This is a genomic window from Promicromonospora sp. NPDC059942, assembly GCF_042731755.1.
GTDB lineage: Bacteria > Actinomycetota > Actinomycetes > Actinomycetales > Cellulomonadaceae > Promicromonospora.
On sequence record NZ_JBHWLR010000003.1, the window covers coordinates 403,240 to 419,712 of the forward strand.

Annotated in this window: 14 protein-coding genes; 11 read left to right on the top strand and 3 right to left on the bottom strand. The window is 74.0% G+C overall.

Annotated elements, in window-relative coordinates:
* Positions 1-5: 5 nt before the first annotated feature.
* From ACFV9Q_RS06860 to ACFV9Q_RS06885, 6 genes are all read left to right on the top strand, one after another.
* Positions 6-2,177: an alpha/beta hydrolase-fold protein gene (locus tag ACFV9Q_RS06860; protein ID WP_377233752.1), complete on the top strand. Its 2,172-nt coding sequence runs from the start codon at positions 6-8 to the stop codon at positions 2,175-2,177.
* A 113-nt stretch (positions 2,178-2,290) separates the two neighbouring features.
* Positions 2,291-5,071 carry an ATP-binding protein gene (locus tag ACFV9Q_RS06865; RefSeq protein ID WP_377233753.1) on the top strand — a complete coding sequence of 927 codons (2,781 nt, stop codon included), beginning with the start codon at positions 2,291-2,293 and terminating at the stop codon, positions 5,069-5,071.
* Between the two features lie 80 nt (positions 5,072-5,151).
* Positions 5,152-5,943 carry an alpha/beta hydrolase gene (locus tag ACFV9Q_RS06870; RefSeq protein ID WP_377233754.1) on the top strand — a complete coding sequence of 264 codons (792 nt, stop codon included), beginning with the start codon at positions 5,152-5,154 and terminating at the stop codon, positions 5,941-5,943.
* Positions 5,940-6,725, top strand: a complete 786-nt coding sequence (locus ACFV9Q_RS06875; protein ID WP_377233755.1) for an oxidoreductase — start codon at positions 5,940-5,942, stop codon at positions 6,723-6,725. Before ACFV9Q_RS06870 ends, ACFV9Q_RS06875 begins: the two co-directional genes overlap by 4 nt.
* Before the next feature lie 3 nt (positions 6,726-6,728).
* Entirely contained in the window at positions 6,729-8,210 is a 1,482-nt protein-coding gene (locus ACFV9Q_RS06880; protein WP_377233756.1) for a DHA2 family efflux MFS transporter permease subunit, read from the top strand.
* A complete protein-coding gene (locus ACFV9Q_RS06885) occupies positions 8,207-9,040 on the top strand; it encodes a hypothetical protein (RefSeq protein ID WP_377233757.1) in 834 nt (277 codons plus the stop codon). The genes ACFV9Q_RS06880 and ACFV9Q_RS06885 overlap by 4 nt, the downstream gene beginning before the upstream one ends.
* Before the next feature lie 12 nt (positions 9,041-9,052).
* Here the strand turns inward: ACFV9Q_RS06885 and ACFV9Q_RS06890 are convergent, their stop codons facing one another.
* The gene (locus ACFV9Q_RS06890) at positions 9,053-9,298 is read right to left on the bottom strand and encodes a hypothetical protein (protein WP_377233758.1); all 246 of its coding nucleotides are present in this window, start codon (positions 9,296-9,298) and stop codon (positions 9,053-9,055) included.
* A gap of 82 nt (positions 9,299-9,380) precedes the next feature.
* On the opposite strand from ACFV9Q_RS06890, the gene ACFV9Q_RS06895 reads away from it, so the two are divergent.
* Entirely contained in the window at positions 9,381-10,136 is a 756-nt protein-coding gene (locus ACFV9Q_RS06895) for an alpha/beta fold hydrolase (protein ID WP_377233759.1), read from the top strand.
* On the opposite strand, the gene ACFV9Q_RS06900 is transcribed toward ACFV9Q_RS06895, so the two are convergent.
* Complete coding sequence (locus ACFV9Q_RS06900) at positions 10,105-10,659, bottom strand: DUF1990 family protein (RefSeq protein ID WP_377233760.1); 555 nt, start codon at positions 10,657-10,659, stop codon at positions 10,105-10,107. The genes ACFV9Q_RS06895 and ACFV9Q_RS06900 overlap by 32 nt on opposite strands.
* Before the next feature lie 95 nt (positions 10,660-10,754).
* Here ACFV9Q_RS06900 and ACFV9Q_RS06905 point away from each other — a divergent pair, with 95 nt between their 5' ends.
* Positions 10,755-11,390, top strand: a complete 636-nt coding sequence (locus ACFV9Q_RS06905; protein WP_377233761.1) for a hypothetical protein — start codon at positions 10,755-10,757, stop codon at positions 11,388-11,390.
* Between the two features lie 111 nt (positions 11,391-11,501).
* Positions 11,502-12,362, top strand: a complete 861-nt coding sequence (locus ACFV9Q_RS06910; RefSeq protein WP_377233762.1) for an alpha/beta fold hydrolase — start codon at positions 11,502-11,504, stop codon at positions 12,360-12,362.
* Here ACFV9Q_RS06910 and ACFV9Q_RS06915 read toward each other — a convergent pair.
* Entirely contained in the window at positions 12,346-13,611 is a 1,266-nt protein-coding gene (locus ACFV9Q_RS06915; RefSeq protein ID WP_377233763.1) for a hypothetical protein, read from the bottom strand. The two genes, ACFV9Q_RS06910 and ACFV9Q_RS06915, sit on opposite strands and share 17 nt — an antisense overlap.
* 116 nt (positions 13,612-13,727) lie before the next feature.
* Here ACFV9Q_RS06915 and ACFV9Q_RS06920 point away from each other — a divergent pair, with 116 nt between their 5' ends.
* Entirely contained in the window at positions 13,728-15,179 is a 1,452-nt protein-coding gene (locus ACFV9Q_RS06920) for an FAD/NAD(P)-binding protein (protein ID WP_377233764.1), read from the top strand.
* A 105-nt stretch (positions 15,180-15,284) separates the two neighbouring features.
* A complete protein-coding gene (locus ACFV9Q_RS06925; protein ID WP_377233765.1) occupies positions 15,285-16,316 on the top strand; it encodes a hypothetical protein in 1,032 nt (343 codons plus the stop codon).
* Positions 16,317-16,473 lie beyond the last annotated feature (157 nt).

Genomic DNA, 16,473 nt, shown 5'->3' on the forward strand with positions numbered 1-16,473 from the left:
CGGCCGTGGCCGCGAGCGCGGTGGTGACGGGGGTGGTGCTCGTCGCTCCTCCTGCTGCCGCGGAAGCGGTGAGTGCCGACCCGTGGGTGAGCGAGGTGCCGAACAACCCGATCTCCGACGTCTACCGCTTCACGGTGCCCCGCGCGGCGGTGACCGAGCAGACCGGCATCGGGGACGGCCCCGTCGCGGTGCAGGGGAACTTCGGCCCGGGCAGGGCGTGGACCGACCTCAACATGGGGGCCAGCGGGTCGAACCTGACCGCCACGCTCGGCCCCCTCGAACCCGGCCTGTACTACTACCAGTACGCCGCGCGCCCGGCCGCGGACCAGGACGCGGTCGCCTTCCGCAACCCCGCCGCGCCCCAGGAGGTGACGTCGAAGCCCACCTACAGCACCCTGTTCGTCCCCGGACCGGGTGCGGAGTGGCTCGACGACGTGGCCGGCGGTGGCGAGCTCGAGACGATCGAGTACGGCAAGGGGCCGAACCGCGAGAAGGAGGCGCTCGTGTGGACGCCCCCGGGCTACGACGCGGACCGCGCGGAGCGGTACCCGGTGCTTTACCTGCTGCAGGACGAGGGGCAGAGCTACCGCGAGTGGGTGGAGCTGGGCCGGCTCGGCCAGATCATGGACAACCTCACGCTCGACGGCGACGCCGAGCCGATGGTGGTCGTCATGGGAGACGCCGGGGCACCAGGTCCCGGCGGCGTGACGAAGGAGCTGCTGCCCGCCGTCGAGCGGGCGTTCAACGTCTCCGACAAGGGGTCGGGTCGTGCGGTCGCCGGCATCGGCCGCGGTGGCGAGCTGGCCCTGGACGCCGTGGTCGCCAAGCCGCGAGAGTTCACGAGCGTGGGCTCGTTCTCGGGCGGTTACGACAAGCCGATCTCACGCGGCAAGGCCAAGCAGATCAACGACGCGACCGACGTCGTCCGCCTGTATGCGGGCAACGTCACCGACCCGGCGTACAACACGACGGTGGCGCTGGCCGACAGGCTGACGAGGGCAGGCGTCGAGTTCCAGCCCGACGGGTCGGACCCCGCGACGGGCGGCACCTGGGACACCTGGCAGAAGAACCTGCACGACTTCGCCGGGCGCATCTTCCAGGAGGTCGACGACGAGGGCCCGAGCGAGGGGCACCTGCCGTTCGTGCAGCACGAGCTGCCGGCGCCGGGCACGACCCCGACGCCGTGGGTCGACGAGAACGGCGTCGTCACCTTCGAGCTCGGCACCGAGTTCGCCGACGCGAACAACATCACCGTCTGGGGCAACTTCGGTCCGGCCGGAAGCTGGCCGCGCACCCACATGGTCCGGCAGGACGACGGTTCGTGGCGGCTCTCGCTGGCCGTCGAGGGCGGGTCCTACTACTACAAGTTCGTGGTCGACGGCGTCGACCACAAGGACCCGAACAACCCCACGAAGGTGTTCTCGGAACGGACGTGGAGCACCTTCACGGCCGACGGCGACACGGTCCGCGGTCAGTACACCGCGCAGGTGCCTGCCGACGCGCGCGGCGAGGTCAGCATCATGAGCTACGCCAGCACCGCGGGCGGCGGCGAGCAGCGCTCGGCGTACGTGTGGACGCCCCCGGACTACGACGCGGACCGCGCCGAGGAGTACCCGGTCTTCTACCTGCAGCACGGCGGCGGGCAGACGTGGACCGACTGGGTCGAGGTGGGGTACGTCCAGCGGATCCTGGACAACAGCTACCTGCGGGGCGAGATCGTGCCGATGGTGGTGGTCATGGCCAACGGAAACGGCGTGGACTTCCCCACGGAGATCACGACGCGCATCGTGCCGGCGGCCGAGGACCAGTTCAACATCAGCTCCCGCGGTGACCAGCGCGCCCTGGCGGGCCTCTCCATGGGCTCGGGCCACACGCTCAGCACCCTCTGGGCGCACCCGGGCGAGTTCGGCTACATCGGCGCCATGTCGGCGTTCGGTGCGCCGCCGGCCACCGCGGACGTCGAGGCCATCAACGAGGGCACGAAGCTGCTGCGGGTCTACTCGGGTGACGTGCAGGACTTCACCTACGGTGCGACGTTGCAGCTGATCGCCGCCATGGAGGACCGCGGAGTGAACCACGAGTTCGCGCCGATCGTCCCGGGTCCGCACAGCTGGGACGTCTGGCAGAAGTCGCTCATCGACTTCCTCCCCCGGCTGTTCACGGAGGATGCCGCCTAGCGGCGCGGGGCACGACGCACCCGGTGCGGTCGACGGGTCCACCCCGTCGGCCCACCGGGTGAACGTCGGGCAGAGGTTTGGACCGGCCCCGTCCCGTAGCCCATGATGACGGGGTGACTGCGGTCGAAACCGGGCCGCTGTTCGGCCGTGAGGATGTGCTCCGCCGACTGCTCGACGGTCTGGACCAGGTAGCGACCGGTGGGTTCGCGATCGGGCTCAGCGGTGAGCCCGGAGTGGGCAAGAGTGCCGTGCTGAGGCAGGTCATGAAGCACGCCGCGGACGCGGGCTCGACCGTCATGTACGCGAGCGGCAGCGAGGCGGAGTCACACCTGCCGTACGCCGGCCTGCACCAGCTGTTGCGGCCGGTCCTCGGACGGGCCGCCGGGCTGCCGGCCCAGCAGCGTCAGTCGTTGCTCGCCTGCTTCGGCATGGTCGACGACGTGGAGGCCAACCGGTTCTTCACCTCGCTCGCCGTCCTGAACCTGCTGGCCGAGCTGGCCCACGAGGCGCCGGTCGTGGTGTGCCTCGACGACCTGCACTGGATGGACCGGGCGTCCGTCGACGCGCTGGCGTTCGTCGCCCGCCGCATCGACGCCGAGCGGGTGGTCCTGTTGTCCACCGCGCGGCGACCCGACCCGCAGCTTCTCGGTGACGAGGAGGTCGTGACCTGGATCGAGCTGCAGGGACTGCCCACGGACGCCGCGGACGCACTGCTGCGGTCGCGGGCGCCGGGCCTCGGCCCGGCGCTGCACGACCGGGTGATCACGCAGGCCGACGGCAACCCGCTCGCGCTCGTCGAGTTCGCCGGCGCGCTGAGTGCCGGGACTCCCGGTTGGACCGAGCTGGACGACGCGCTCCCGATGACCCTGCGCCTGGAGCGGGCCTTCGCCGCGCGGGCTGACGAGCTGGGGCCGGTCGCCCGCGCGATCGTCGACGTCGCGGCGCTCGACGAGGGTGACGATCTCGACGAGGTCGTCGCTGCCGCTGCCCTCCTGTGCGGCGCGGCCGTCGGCCCCGACGACGTGCGGCCCGCGGTGGCGCTCGGTCTGCTGACCGTGGCGGGTCCGACCTACGCCTTCACGCACCCCCTGATCGCCTCGGCAGTCCGGCACTCCATGTCGCCCCAACGGCGCGAGCAGGGCCACGGTGCTCTGGCAGCCGTCCTCTCGACCGACCTCGAACGCGCCGCCTGGCACCGGGCCGGCGCGCTGTCCGGACGTGACGAGCCCGTCGCGGCGCAGCTCGAGCTCGCCGCCGCCGAGGCCCGTCGACGCGGTGCCTTTCCCACCGCGCTCACCTGGCTCGAGCGGGCGGCGGTGCTCAGCCCGGATCCGCTCGACCGGGCCGCCCGCCTGCTCAGCGCTGCCGAGGTGGGCTTCGAGCTCGGCAGGTTCGCGGAGGTCGAGCGGCTCAAGGACCAGGTCACCCGGATGACGCTGCGGCCCCGGGACCGGTCACGGCTCACCATGCTGACGGGCGCGTTCCACGACGGCGCCACCAGCGATCCTGCCGACGTCCGCCACCTGGTGGACCTGGCCCGGGACGCCACGGCCGAGGCGGACGTCGAGCTGACGATGCAGCTGCTGTTCGGAGCGGCCCGCAGGGTCTGGTGGCGCGACCCCGGCCCGGCGGTCCGGCAGGAGATCGTCCGTGCCGCGCTGGCGGTCCCGCTCCCTGCCGCGGACCCGAGGGTGCTGGCCGTGCTCGGCCTCGCGGAGTCCCTCGAGCTCAGCGGGCCGGTGATGGAACAGCTGGCCTTCTCCCCGGTCGACGGCGAAGGACCCGCCGACGTCGCGGCGCTCCTGGGCATCGCCGCGTTCTGCGCGGGCGACTTCGTGCGCGCGGACTCGTCGCTCTCGACGGCGATCCACGGCTTCCGGGCCGAGGGGCGCCTGTCCCTCCTCGCCGAGGCGCTCTCGATCCGGGCCTGGGCGGAGATCAACCTGGGCGTCTTCGACCGGGCCCGGTCGGCCGACGAGGGCATGCGCCTCTCCGACGAGACCGGCCAACGGGTGTGGGCCGGGACGGCGCGGCTCGCGCTGGCATTCGTCGACGCGGTCAGCGGGAGCTGGGACGGGCGTCATCGCCTCCTCGCCGAGGCCGAGCAGACCGCGCTCCAGCTGCCGAACGCGAGCTCGTCGCTGCTGGCGGGGGCGCAGCTCGTGCGCGGGATCGGCGAGCTGGCGGCGGACCGGCCCGAGCAGGCGTACGGCGAGCTGCTCCGCGTGTTCGACCCGGACGATCCGGCCTTCCAGCGCGTGCAGCAGTTCTGGACGATCAGCTACCTGGCCGAGGCCGCCGTCCGGATCGGCCGTCGGGACGAGGCGAGAGCGTTGACCGTCTCCGTCGAGGAGCTGGCGAACGGGTCCACCGCCGTCGGCACGGAGCTCGCGCTCGCGTACTCACATGCCGTGCTCGCGGACGACGCCGACGCCGAGCAGCTCTTCCACCGCGCGCTCGCCGGCGCCGGACGCTTCCCGTGGCACCATGCCCGGGCCCAGCTCGCCTACGGCTCGTGGCTGCGCCGCCAGCGACGGGTGGCAGAGTCCCGCGACCCGCTGCGGGCGGCGCGCACGGCGTTCGACGCCCTGGGTGCCCGGCCCTGGGCGCAGCAGGCCGACCAGGAGCTGCGGGCGACCGGCGAGCGCGGCTGGGAACCGGCGGGCGGCATCCGCCCGCAGCTGTCCCCGCAGGAGGGTCAGATCGCCGACCTCGCCGCGCAGGGCCTGTCCAACCGGGAGATCGGCCAACGGCTCTTCCTCTCGCACCGGACCGTGGCCTCGCACCTCTACCGCATCTTTCCCAAGCTCGGCGTCACGAGCCGCCAGCAGCTCGCGAGCGTGCTGGTCCGTGGCACCGCCGGCCCGCTGGACCAGGCACAGTCATCCGACTGAAGTCGGCGGGGTCCCGGCCGTCCTAGCCTCTGAGTACACCCTGGTGCGACCAGCACAGGGGACCGAGCAAGGAGGCAACCGTGGGAACACCAGTGCTCTTCATCCACGGGCTGTGGCTGCACAGCAGCTCATGGGAACCGTGGGAGACGCGGTTCCGCGCCGAGGGTTATGTGCCGCAGGCGCCGGGATGGCCCGGTGACGCGGAGACCGTGCAGGCCTCGCGGCAGAGCCCGGAGACGATCGGCGACCACGGCATCGACGACGTCGTGGCGCACTTCGCCGCGATCATCGACGAGCTCCCCGAGCTGCCGATCCTGATCGGGCACTCGTTCGGCGGGATGATCGCCCAGAAGCTGCTGGGCCAGGACCGCGCCAGGGCTGCGATCGCGATCGACGCCGCTCAGATCAAGGGCGTGCTGCCCCTCCCCCTCTCGGCGCTGCGCGCGACGCTGCCGGTGTTCAAGAACCCCGCGAACAAGCACCGGGCCGTCTCGCTGACCGCCGAGCAGTTCCGCTTCGCCTTCGGGAACGCCGTCTCCGAGGAGGAGTCGGACGAGCTGTTCGAGCGATGGACGATCCCGGCACCCGGCAAGCCCCTGTTCGAGGCGGCCTCAGCCAACTTCGACCCGCACTCGCCGGCGAAGGTCGACACCGACAACCAGTCCCGCGGGCCGCTCCTGCTGATCGCCAGCGGAAAGGACCACACCGTTCCCGAGGCGGTGACGCGCGCGACGCTCAAGCAGTACCGGCACTCGGAGGCGGTCACCGACCTGACCACCTTCCCGGACCGGGGACACTCGCTGACGATCGACTCGGGCTGGGCGGAGATCGCGGAGACCTGCCTGACCTGGCTGAAGGGGCAGGAGCTGTGAAGCTCGACCTGGCCGGACGCCGTGCCGTCGTGACCGGTGCGAGCAAGGGCATCGGACTCGCCGTGGTCCGTGCCCTGGTGGACGAGGGCGTGCAGGTGGCCGCGGGGGCTCGCAGCGAGTCCGCCGAGCTGAGCGCCCTGGCCGACCAGGGTGTCGTCACGGTGCTCGGCGACCTGACCACTGCGGCGGGCTGTCAGGCGCTCGTGGACCAGGCCGTTACCCGCTTCGGCGGCGTCGACCTGCTCGTCAACAACGTCGGCGGGGTGCGCCCGCGCACCAACGGCTTCCTGGACGTCTCCGACGCCGACTGGGAGTGGGCGCTGCAGGTGAACCTGCTCTCCGCCGTGCGCGCGACCCGCGCGGCGCTGCCGCACCTGCTCACGGCGGCGCCGTCGGCCATCGTGACGATCTGCTCGGTCAACGCGACCCTGCCGGACCCCGGGGTCATCGACTACAGCGCCGCGAAGGCCGCGCTGCGCAGCTTCAGCAAGTCGCTGTCCAAGGAGGTCGGCCCCTCCGGCGTCCGGGTCAACACCGTCAGCCCCGGCCCGGTGGAGACAGCGCTGTGGCTCGGGCCCGGAGGGGTGGCCGAGACCCTCGGTCAGGCCCAGGGCGTCGACCCCGGTGCCGTCCGCGACGCCGCCGTCGGCGGCACCCCGACCGGGCGGTTCACCCGACCCGACGAGGTCGCGCAGGTCGTGCTGCTGCTCGCGTCCGGCACGGCCGGCAACATCACCGGGACCGACGTGCTGATCGACGGCGGCATGGTCACCACGGTCTGAGCCATGGTCGATATTGACGTCGTCTGCCCGCCGCACGCGGTTCCCCCCTCGGTCCGCCTCGCCAGCACCCAGGGCCGGTGGCTGCTGACCGCGACCATCCTGGGGTCCGGCCTGGCGTCGATCGACGCGACCGTGGTCAATGTCGCGCTCCCCGCCATCGGCCGCGACCTCGGGATGGAGTTCTCGGGCCTGCAGTGGACGCTCACGGCGTACACGCTGACCCTGGCGTCGTTCATCCTGCTGGGCGGCTCGGCGGGCGACCGGTTCGGGCGCCGGCGGGTCTTCCTCGTGGGCGTCGTCTGGTTCGCCGTGGCGTCGCTGCTGTGCGCCGTGGCTCCGACGGAAGGACTGCTCATCGGCGCCCGTGCCGTCCAGGGGTTCGGCGCCGCCCTGCTCACCCCGGCGAGCCTGGCGATCATCCAGGCGACCTACGCCGAGGCCGACCGGGCGCGCGCCGTGGGCACCTGGGCGGGCTTCAGCGGCGTGGCGTCCGCGCTCGGCCCGTTCCTGGGCGGCTGGTTGATCGAGGCCGGCTCGTGGCGCTACATCTTTCTCATCAACCTGCCCCTGGCGGCGCTGGTGGTCTGGCTCTGCCTCAGGCGCGTTCCCGAGACCCGGGATCCCGCGGCCGGCGGTCGCCTGGACGTCGCCGGCGCGCTCGCCGGTGTGGTCGGGCTCGGCGGCATGTCGTACGCGCTGATCTCCGCCCCTGCGTCAGGTGCGGGCTCGTTCGGCGTCGTCCTCCCGGCCGGTCTGGGACTCGCGGGACTCATCGCCTTCGTCCTGATCGAGCGCCGGGTGCGCAACCCGATGCTGCCGCCGAGCCTGTTCGGGGTGTCCCAGTTCCGTGCCATCAACGCGGTGACGTTCCTTGCGTACGGCGCGATCGGCGCGACCCTGTTCCTCCTCGTGCTCCAGCTCCAGGTGGTGTCGGGGTTCAGCCCGCTCGTCGCGGGCTCGGCGCTCCTGCCGATCACACTCGTCGTCCTGATCTTCTCCGCGCGCAGCGGTGCCCTGGCCAGCCGGATCGGCCCCCGGGTCCAGGTGACGGCGGGACCGCTCGTGCTCGGCCTCGCCACGCTTCTCGGGCTCAGGCTCCAGGCCGACAGCGACTACCTCACCGAGGTCCTTCCGATGACCGTCGCCTTCGGGTGCGGCCTGGCCGTCATGGTCGCCCCGCTCACCTCCGCGGCACTGGCCGCCGCGCCCGTGGAGCATGCCGGGATCGCCTCCGGCGTCAACAACGCCGTCGCCCGGGCGGCACAGCTGCTGGCCGTGGCCGCTATCCCGGCAGCCGCGGGACTCACCGCCGCGGCGTACACCGACCCCGCCGTCTTCCTGACCGCGTTCCATGCCGCCATCAGGATCTGCGCCGGGCTGTTCTTCGCGGCGGCGGTCCTGGCGGCACTCACCGTTCGACAAGGACGCCACTCCCGCCGAGGTAGTCGACCTAGATCGGGCAGAGCAGTACGTTTTGCCCCATGAGCAGTGACAGCGACGCGCCTCGGACCGAGGGCGGCGAGAAGACTGAGCGGATGGACCGCCTACGGGCTCTGCTGAACAAGCCCATCAAGATCCCGGAGTCGGCGTCGGCCGACACCGAGGACGCCGACTACGCCGCAGCCGTGGCAGCCGCCGCGACACCCCAGGGGGCCAGGACTCCGATGCCAGCCGAGGGAAAGACCCCCAAGGGCGCCAAGGCTCCCGTGGAGACGCCGCCCGCGGTCAAGGCCGCCGCCGAGGCGCTCGACCGCCTGACCGAGGAGGAGAAGGAGGCCGTCGTCGAGGGCTCCGGGTCCGGCAGGAGCCGGTCGCGGCGCACCTGGGCCGACGCCTACCTGGCCAAGCCGGACAAGCCCCTGACCCCGGAGGAGGTCCGCGCCGAGCTGACCGTCGCGCTCAAGGAGCAGGGCGCCGACCTGCGGGAGCTCGTCGCGAAGCGGGGCGACACCCAGGAGAAGTCGCTGAAGGAGGCCCTGGACACGGGCCTCGAACAGGGCCTCGCCGCGGCGCGGGAGAAGACCGTCGCCGAGCTGGCCACCCGGTTCGACGGCCGGCTCGACGAGCAGGCGGCGTCGGCCGAGCAGGCAGCGGCCGAGGCCCGCGCGGAGGCGGAGCGGCTGCAGGGCGAGCTCGACGTGCTCACCACGACCGCCGGCACGCTGCGGGGCGACCTCGACGCGGCGCGCACGGCCGCCGACGCCGCGCGCGAGACCGCGGAGGCCGCCACGAAGAAGGCCGCCACCGCGACCACGTTCGCGTGGGTCGGCATCGCGCTGGCGGTCGTCGCCGCCGTGGTCGGGGTCGTGGTCTAGCCGCCGCGAACCCTAGCGCGGGTCGAGGCGCGGGTCGTCCAGGTCGGTGCCGGCGCGCAGCACGAAGCGCCGGTGCCGCCTGCCCTGGCCTCGCCCGCCGTGACGCTGCTCGGCCGGGCGGTGGCCGCCGTAGTACGTCGGGGCCTCGCGGACCGGCGCGTAGGTGACCCGGGGGCCGGTGAACAACCCGTCCAGCAGGGCCGCGAACGCCGCGTCGACGGGTCCGTCGAGGGCCTGACCTTCCGTAGGTTCGTACATGTGTTCGAGTATATCCGCCGCCTGGACGGGAGTCCACCGAATGCGTTGGCCCGTGCCGCGCCGCCGCCGTTACGGTCGGCGGATGATCCTCAGCCACGACACCACGGGTTCCGGCCCCGCCGTCCTGCTCCTGCACGCCGGCGTCGCCGACTCCCGGATGTGGGACCCGCAGCGGGCCCCGCTGGCCCAGCACCACCGCGTGATCCGCTGCGACCTGCGCGGCTACGGTGACACCCCGCTGACCAGCGCACGCTTCGACAACGCGGGCGACGTCAAGGCGCTGCTCGACTCGCTGGGCGAGCGGCCCGTGGCGATCGTCGCGGCGTCCGCGGGCGGCCAGGTCGCCCTCCAGGTGGCCTCCGCGTGGCCGGACCTCGTGTCGCACCTGATGCTGATCAACTCTGCCTACGCGCTGCCGCCCACGCGCTCGGTGCAGCGCTTCGCACGCCGCGAGGACGCGCTGCTGGAGGCGGGCGACCTGGACGGCGCCACCGAGCTCAACGTCGCCACCTGGCTCGGCCCCGACGCGGACGACGAGGCCCGCGAGCTGGTGCGGACCATGCAGCGCCATGCCTTCGACGTGCAGCTCGCCGCCGGCGACGACATCAACGAGGAGGCCGGGCCCGCGATCGACCTGACGGCGATCACCGCCCGCACGCTCGTCGTCTCCGGCGGTCAGGACCTCGACCACTTCCGCGCCATCGCGAACCACCTCGCCGGGCACATCCCCGGCGCCCGGCACACCCAGCTCGGCTGGGCCGGCCACCTGCCGAACCTGGAGCGCCCCGCCGAGACGACGGCGCTGATCAGCGAGTTCCTGGACGAGCCCCTCGGCTGAGCTCCCGGGCCGCGCGCAGGTAGCCCCGCGTCACGCGGTCCTGCACGCGGTGGGCCGCCTGCGGCACGATCCGGCTGCCCCAGAAGTCGTGCCGGGCCACGGCGTGGATCTCGAAGGCGAGACCCGCGCCGTCGCGCAGCACGCGGAAGGACTCCACGCCCGTCTCCGGGTGGTGCGGCAGCGTCGCGTAGGTGAACCCGGCCTCGTCGGGTTCGCGGACGACGTCGACCACCCGGCACGGGGCCGTGAACCACAGCGGCCCCACGTGCACGGCCTGCACCACGGTCACGCCGAGGGCGGCCGGGCCGGTCGGGGCGATCGTCAGCCCGGCGCCGCGGTGCACGGCCCAGCCGAACAGCGCGTCGGCGGTGTCCGCCAGGGACGCGTCCGGGTCGAGCGCCACCCGCTCGCGCAGCACGCGGGCGCGCGGCGGCGGGGCGGCCAGCCAGCCGACGTCGGCCACGGGGTCGGCGCGCACGGAACGGTCGAGGACTCGGGCGAGGTCGGGCCGGGTGAACTGCACCCTGGCACCGTACCCGCGGGCGCGGCCGGATCTCACCCGGCCACCCACCGATCGGTCATATGTCACAGATCGACCCCCGTGTATGTTCCTCACCCATGGCGAGCGACCACGACCCCAGCGCCCTCGACGCCCCGGTCCCGGCCGGCGGTGTGCCCCGCCACGCCTCCGCGAAGGAGCGCCGGGGCCTGAAGCCCTTCCTGTCCGACCTCAAGGCCGAGGTGCAGAACCAGCTCTCCCGCGCCGAGATCCCGGGCCGCGTACCGCAGGCCGGGGCGGCATCGGCCACGGCGGCGCAGGTCACGGCCGCGCAGGTGACGGCGGCGCAGGTCACGGCCGCACCGCTGCCGGCACCCGAGGCCGGGCCCGGCGCCGTCCAGGAGCCCTTCCCGCAGCAGCCAGACAACGCGACGGCGCTCGCCTCGGCCGCGCTGGCGACGGCCGACCACGCGGGGGCGGAGGCGGCCGCGGCCCGCGACGAGGCCGCCGACGCGCGGGCCGAGGCGGCGGCGGCCCGCACCGAGGCGGCGACCGCGCAGGCCACGGCGGCCCGGGCCGACGCGCAGCTCGCGGCCCTCCGCGCGGAGATCGAGGCGGCCCACCGCGAGTTCGAGACCCTGCGGACCCAGCTCGACGACGACCGGGCGCGCACCCGGCGGCAGGTGCTGGTCGCCTGGGCCGGCGCGGGCGCGGCGGCGGCGCTCGCCGTGGTCGCTCTGGTCCTGGGGTTCTGACGGCGCCGGGTTCTGACGGCGCCGGGTTCTGACGACGCCGGACCCTGACGCCCCACCACGACCCGGCGAACCCGACCGATGAGTTTTCAACCTTCCGGTCGTCAGCACCTCATGACGGAGACCCTTGTCGACGTACCGGGCGCCCTGCTGTGCGCCGAGACCTTCGGCGACCCGGCCGACCCGGCCATCCTCCTGATCGGCGGGATCGGGGGCCCCATGGACTGGTGGCAGGACGACTTCTGCCAGGCCCTGGCCGACGGCGGCCCGCCCGGCCGGTACGTCATCCGCTACGACCACCGCGACACCGGACGCTCCCGGACCGACCCGCCCGGGGCGCCGTCGTACACCGGGGACGACCTCGCGCTGGACCCGGTGCGCCTGCTGGACGCGCTCGGGATCGGCCGCGCGCACCTGGCCGGGGTGTCGATGGGCGGCGGGATCGCGCAGCAGACGGCGATCGAGCACCGGCGCCGGGTCTCGTCGCTCACGCTGATGTCGACGAGCCCGGTGACGCACGACCCCGACGGGCCGACCCTGCCCGGCCCCACGCCGGAGGCGGCGGCCCAGTTCCACTCGCCGCCGCCGGACCCGGACTGGAGCGACCCGGACGACGTCGTCCGCTCGATCGTCGCGGCGGAGCGGGCGTTCGCCGGGCCCGGCTACGACGAGGTCGCCGCGCTGGCCACCGCCCGCCGGATCGTGCGGCGGTCGATCAACCCGGCGGCCGCGGCCAACCACTTCCTGGTCGAGAGCCGCCCGGTGCGCGGCACGCTCGCCGACGTCGCCGTGCCCACCCTGGTGCTGCACGGCGACGCCGACCCGCTGTTCCCGCCCGAGCACGGCGCGGCGCTGGCCGCCGCGATCACCGGCGCGCGGCTGGTGCTGCTGCCCGGCGTGGGGCACCAGTACCCGCCGCGGTCCGCCTGGGACGTGGTCGTGCCGGAGATGCTCGCGATCAGCTCGCCGGCCTGACCGGCCGCGGCGGCCGGGGCACCTCGAACCGCACGGGCAGCTCGCGCGGCGCCGACGAGAAGAGCGTCCCGGCCGAGCGCAGGGCCTCCGGCGGCACGGTCAGCGCGACGCCACCGAGGCGGCGCAGCGCCGCCTCGACCGTGATCTGCGCGATCAGGGTCGCGGGGCGGCGCGCGGGGCACGCGTGCGGGCCCGCGCCCCACGTGAGGTAGGAGAGGTTGCCGGACTCGAGCCAGATGTCGTCGCCGGTCCCCCGGGACTCGGCGCTCGCGCCCAGGATGCCCGGCACGACGGCGTCGCCCGCCGCGATCGCCCGGTCGCCGAGCGTGGTGTCGGCCAGGGCGAAGCGCGGCGCCGCGTTCGGCGCCGGCGGCGTGGAGCCGAGCACGGCCTCCAGCGTGTCCGGCGCGGACAGCCGGCCGCCCGAGCGCCCGTCGAACCGCGGGTCGGTGAGCCGCAGGCGCAGCGCCTGCGTGATCCACCCGACCTCGAACTCGCTGCCCAGGATGAGCGTGGCGGACACCGCGCTCTGCGCGTCCAGGTCGGTGGGCGCGCTCGGGTGCCGCAGGATCGCCGAGGTCAGGTCGTCCGACGGCGCCGCGCGGCGGTCCGCGATCAGGTCGGAGATCAGCGCGCGCTGCGCGTCGAGCGCCTCGGCGCCGGCCGCCCCCTTGGCCTGGAAGACCTTGCGCGAGTGCCCGAGCATGGCGCGGGCCTGCTCCGGGTCGAGCCCGAACATGGTGGACATCACCAGCAGCGGGACGGCGCGCGCGTAGTCGCTGACGAGGTCGGCCTCGCCCGCGGCCAGCACTCGGTCCAGCGCGAGGCCGCACCAGTACTCGACCGTCGCGGCGAGGCGGTGCTCGTCCACGCTCTCGAACGCGTCGTCGACCAGCCGGCGCAGGTGGCGGTGCCGCGCGCCGTCCACGTAGTAGATGCCGTCGCGCGGGGCCAGGACGCCGCCGACGCCGCTGCCCGGGCCGACGGTGCCGTCCGCGAACAGGCCCCAGTTGCGCGCGTCGCGCGAGTACAGGCCCTCGTTGCGCAGCACCGTGACCAGCTCCCGGTGCCCCAGCACGAGCCAGGCCGGAACGCCCGGCTCCAGGAGCACGGGCGCCACGTTCCCCCACCGGGCGCGCAGCGCTTCGTACGCGGCGGCGGGGTCGGGTCCGCTCGTGGTCTCGCTCAGCGGCGTGAGGTCGGCCAGGCCGGCCAGGCGCTCCGACTGGGTGGTCGTCGTGACTGTCATGGCTCCCCAGGCTCTGGGCGCGACGGAGGCGCGCTCCACGTCTTTTAGGCGGAATGTAGCTCATGTCCGATGCGCGGTAATACATCGGCCCTGGTCGCAACCGTTATCCTCGGGCCATGCAGCGGACCATCGCCGTCGTCGGCGGCGGGGCCGCCGGCGTCATCCTCTCGGCCCACCTCGTGCGTGCGGCCGCGTCACCCGGACCGCACCGGCAGGTGCGGGTCCTGCTGATCGAACCCGCGGAGACACCCGGCCGCGGCCTCCCCTACCGGACCACCGACCCCCGGCACACGCTCAACGCCGTGGTCGCGCGGCTCAGCGCCTTCGACGACGACCCCGAGCACCTGCTGCGCTGGTGCGCGTCGGCCGGCGTGCCCGCCGAGCCGGGCACGTTCCTGCAGCGCTCCGACTTCGGCCGGTACCTCACCGAGCTGCTCGGCTCGGTGCCCGTGCCGGCCGGCTCCGCGGTGGAGCACGTGCGCGGCACGGTGGTGGACGTGGTGGACGGTCCCGGACCGGTGGGCGGGAGCGGCGACGGCGTGGCGGACGCCGGGGCGGGCGTCACGCTCACCCTGGCCGACGGCACCGCCCTGCGCGCCGACGCCGCCGTCCTCGCGCTCGGCACCCCGCCGCCCGTGCGGCTGCCCGAGTACGAGGCGTGGGGCGAGCGCTACGTCGCCGACCCCTGGTCGCCCGACCTCGACGAGCGGGCCGCGGGCGCCCGCCGGGTGCTGGTCGTGGGCACCGGCCTGACCACGCTCGACGTCGTCGCGCACCTGCACCCGCTGCTGCCCGGCGCGACGTTCACCGCCGTCTCCCGGGGCGGTGCCCTGCCCGCGGCGCACGCCGCGGACCCGCTGCCGCCGGCCGTGGAGGTCGACCTCGGTGGTGCGCCGGGTCACGAACCCCGGGACGGACCTGGCGGTGCACCCGGCGGTGCGCTCGACGGCGCCGTCGACGTGGTGCGGCGGCGCGTCGCCGCGGAGCGCGCGGCGGGGCGGGACTGGCGCGCGGTGATCGACGCCGTCCGCCCGCAGGTCAACCCCGCCTGGTCCCGGCTGACCGCCGACGAGCAGGCGGCGTTCCAGCGCGAGCACGCGCGCTCGTGGGAGAACGTGCGGCACCGCATGTCGCACGCGATGCGCACCCACGTGGACGAGCTGCTCGCGGACGGCGTGCTCACCGTGTCCACGGTCGACGCGGTGGTGGGCGGGCCAGGCGGGGCGGGGCCGGACACGTCCGCGTTCGACCTCGTGGTCGGCGCCACGGGGCTGCCGGCGCTGACCTCGCCCGGCTGGAACCCCCTGGTGGACGCGCTGGTGGCGCGTGGCACGATGCGCCCCCACCGGCTCGGCACGGGCCTCGACCTGACGCCGGACGCCGCACTGGTCGACGCCGCCGGCGTCGGCCACCCGCGGCTGCGCGCCATGGGGCTGGCCCGGCGTGGGCTGGAGTGGGAGTGCACGTCGGTGCCGGACCTGCGGCGGCAGGCCGCGCGGCTGGCCGAGGACCTGTTGGCGGAGGATCTGCTCGCGGAGGATCTGCCGACGGACCGCCTGCCGGGCTAGAACTGGTCATCGAACTGCCATGTCACGGTTGCCCTGCGGCAACGCGTGGGGTGAAGTCTTCCCTCGAACACCCACCTGTCAGACCGACCGGGACGAGGGAAACAGATGCCTGGACCTGCACGAACACTGACGCTGGCCGCCGGCGCGACGGCGGCCGTGGTCGCCCTGGGGATCGCGGCGGCGGGATCCGCCGCGGCGGGGCCGGCGGCGGCGAGCGCCGCCCACGCGAGCACTGCCGCGGTGTCGGCCGCGAGCAACACCGACCTGGCCCAGCGCTGGGCGCCGATCCACTACCAGGACGTGGACCAGACCGGGACCAACGCCCTGGGCGGCCGTTCGGACTACCTCGCCGCCTACGACTTCGACGGCGACCTGAACGCGCGCAACAACTGGGAGAACACCGGCAGCCACGCGCTGGCCGCCACGGCGTACTACTCGGTCATGGAGACATCGACCCACTGGTTCGTGACCTACATGTTCTTCCACCCGCGGGACTGGTCGGACTCGATCTTCGACACGGAGCACGAGAACGACGCCGAGGGCGTCATGGTCGCCGTGCAGAAGGACGGCTCGGCCTACGGCGTCCTGCGCGGCGCCGTCACGGTGGCGCACAGCGACTTCTACTCGTACACCCCGCAGGGCAGCACCTGGGGCGCGGGCGGCGAGACGATCGACGGCACGCTGCAGATGGCGACCAGCCCGCACGACGGCCTGACCCACCCGGTCACCGCCCAGGAGGCCAAGGGCCACGGCCTCAAGGCGCGCCCGGGCTACGACATCAAGGGCGACGGCGTCATCTACTACCCGGCCGGCCGCGCCGAGGTGCCGGAGCACCCGGACGACCGGGACGTGTCCTACCGCCTGGTGGACATCCACGCCGCGGGCGGCCTGTGGGCGCAGCGCAACAACACCCAGCTCTTCGCGAGCGCGGGCACGTTCGCGGGCGACACCTCCGGCTCCTGCGGTGACGGCGGCATCTCCTGCACGCAGAACTCGGCGAACGCGCCGTGGGGCTGGGACGACGGCGACGACGTCCCCGGCCGCGGCGCCCTGGCGACGGACCCGGCGGGCCTGTCGGCAAGCTACTTCCGCATCCCGGAGACGCTGTCCCGCACATACACGACCAACCCGTACTGACCGCGCCGCTCCCGACCTGCCGGTGTTGGACAAAACAGGTGTTTTCCAAGAAGGAAGGCTCCTTGGAAAAAATGCTTTGGGGCAAACCCGGTTTGGGGGAGACAGGAGGGGGGGGGTAGGCCCCAACCAAGGGTGGAGGGTGGGTCCTGGTCACCCC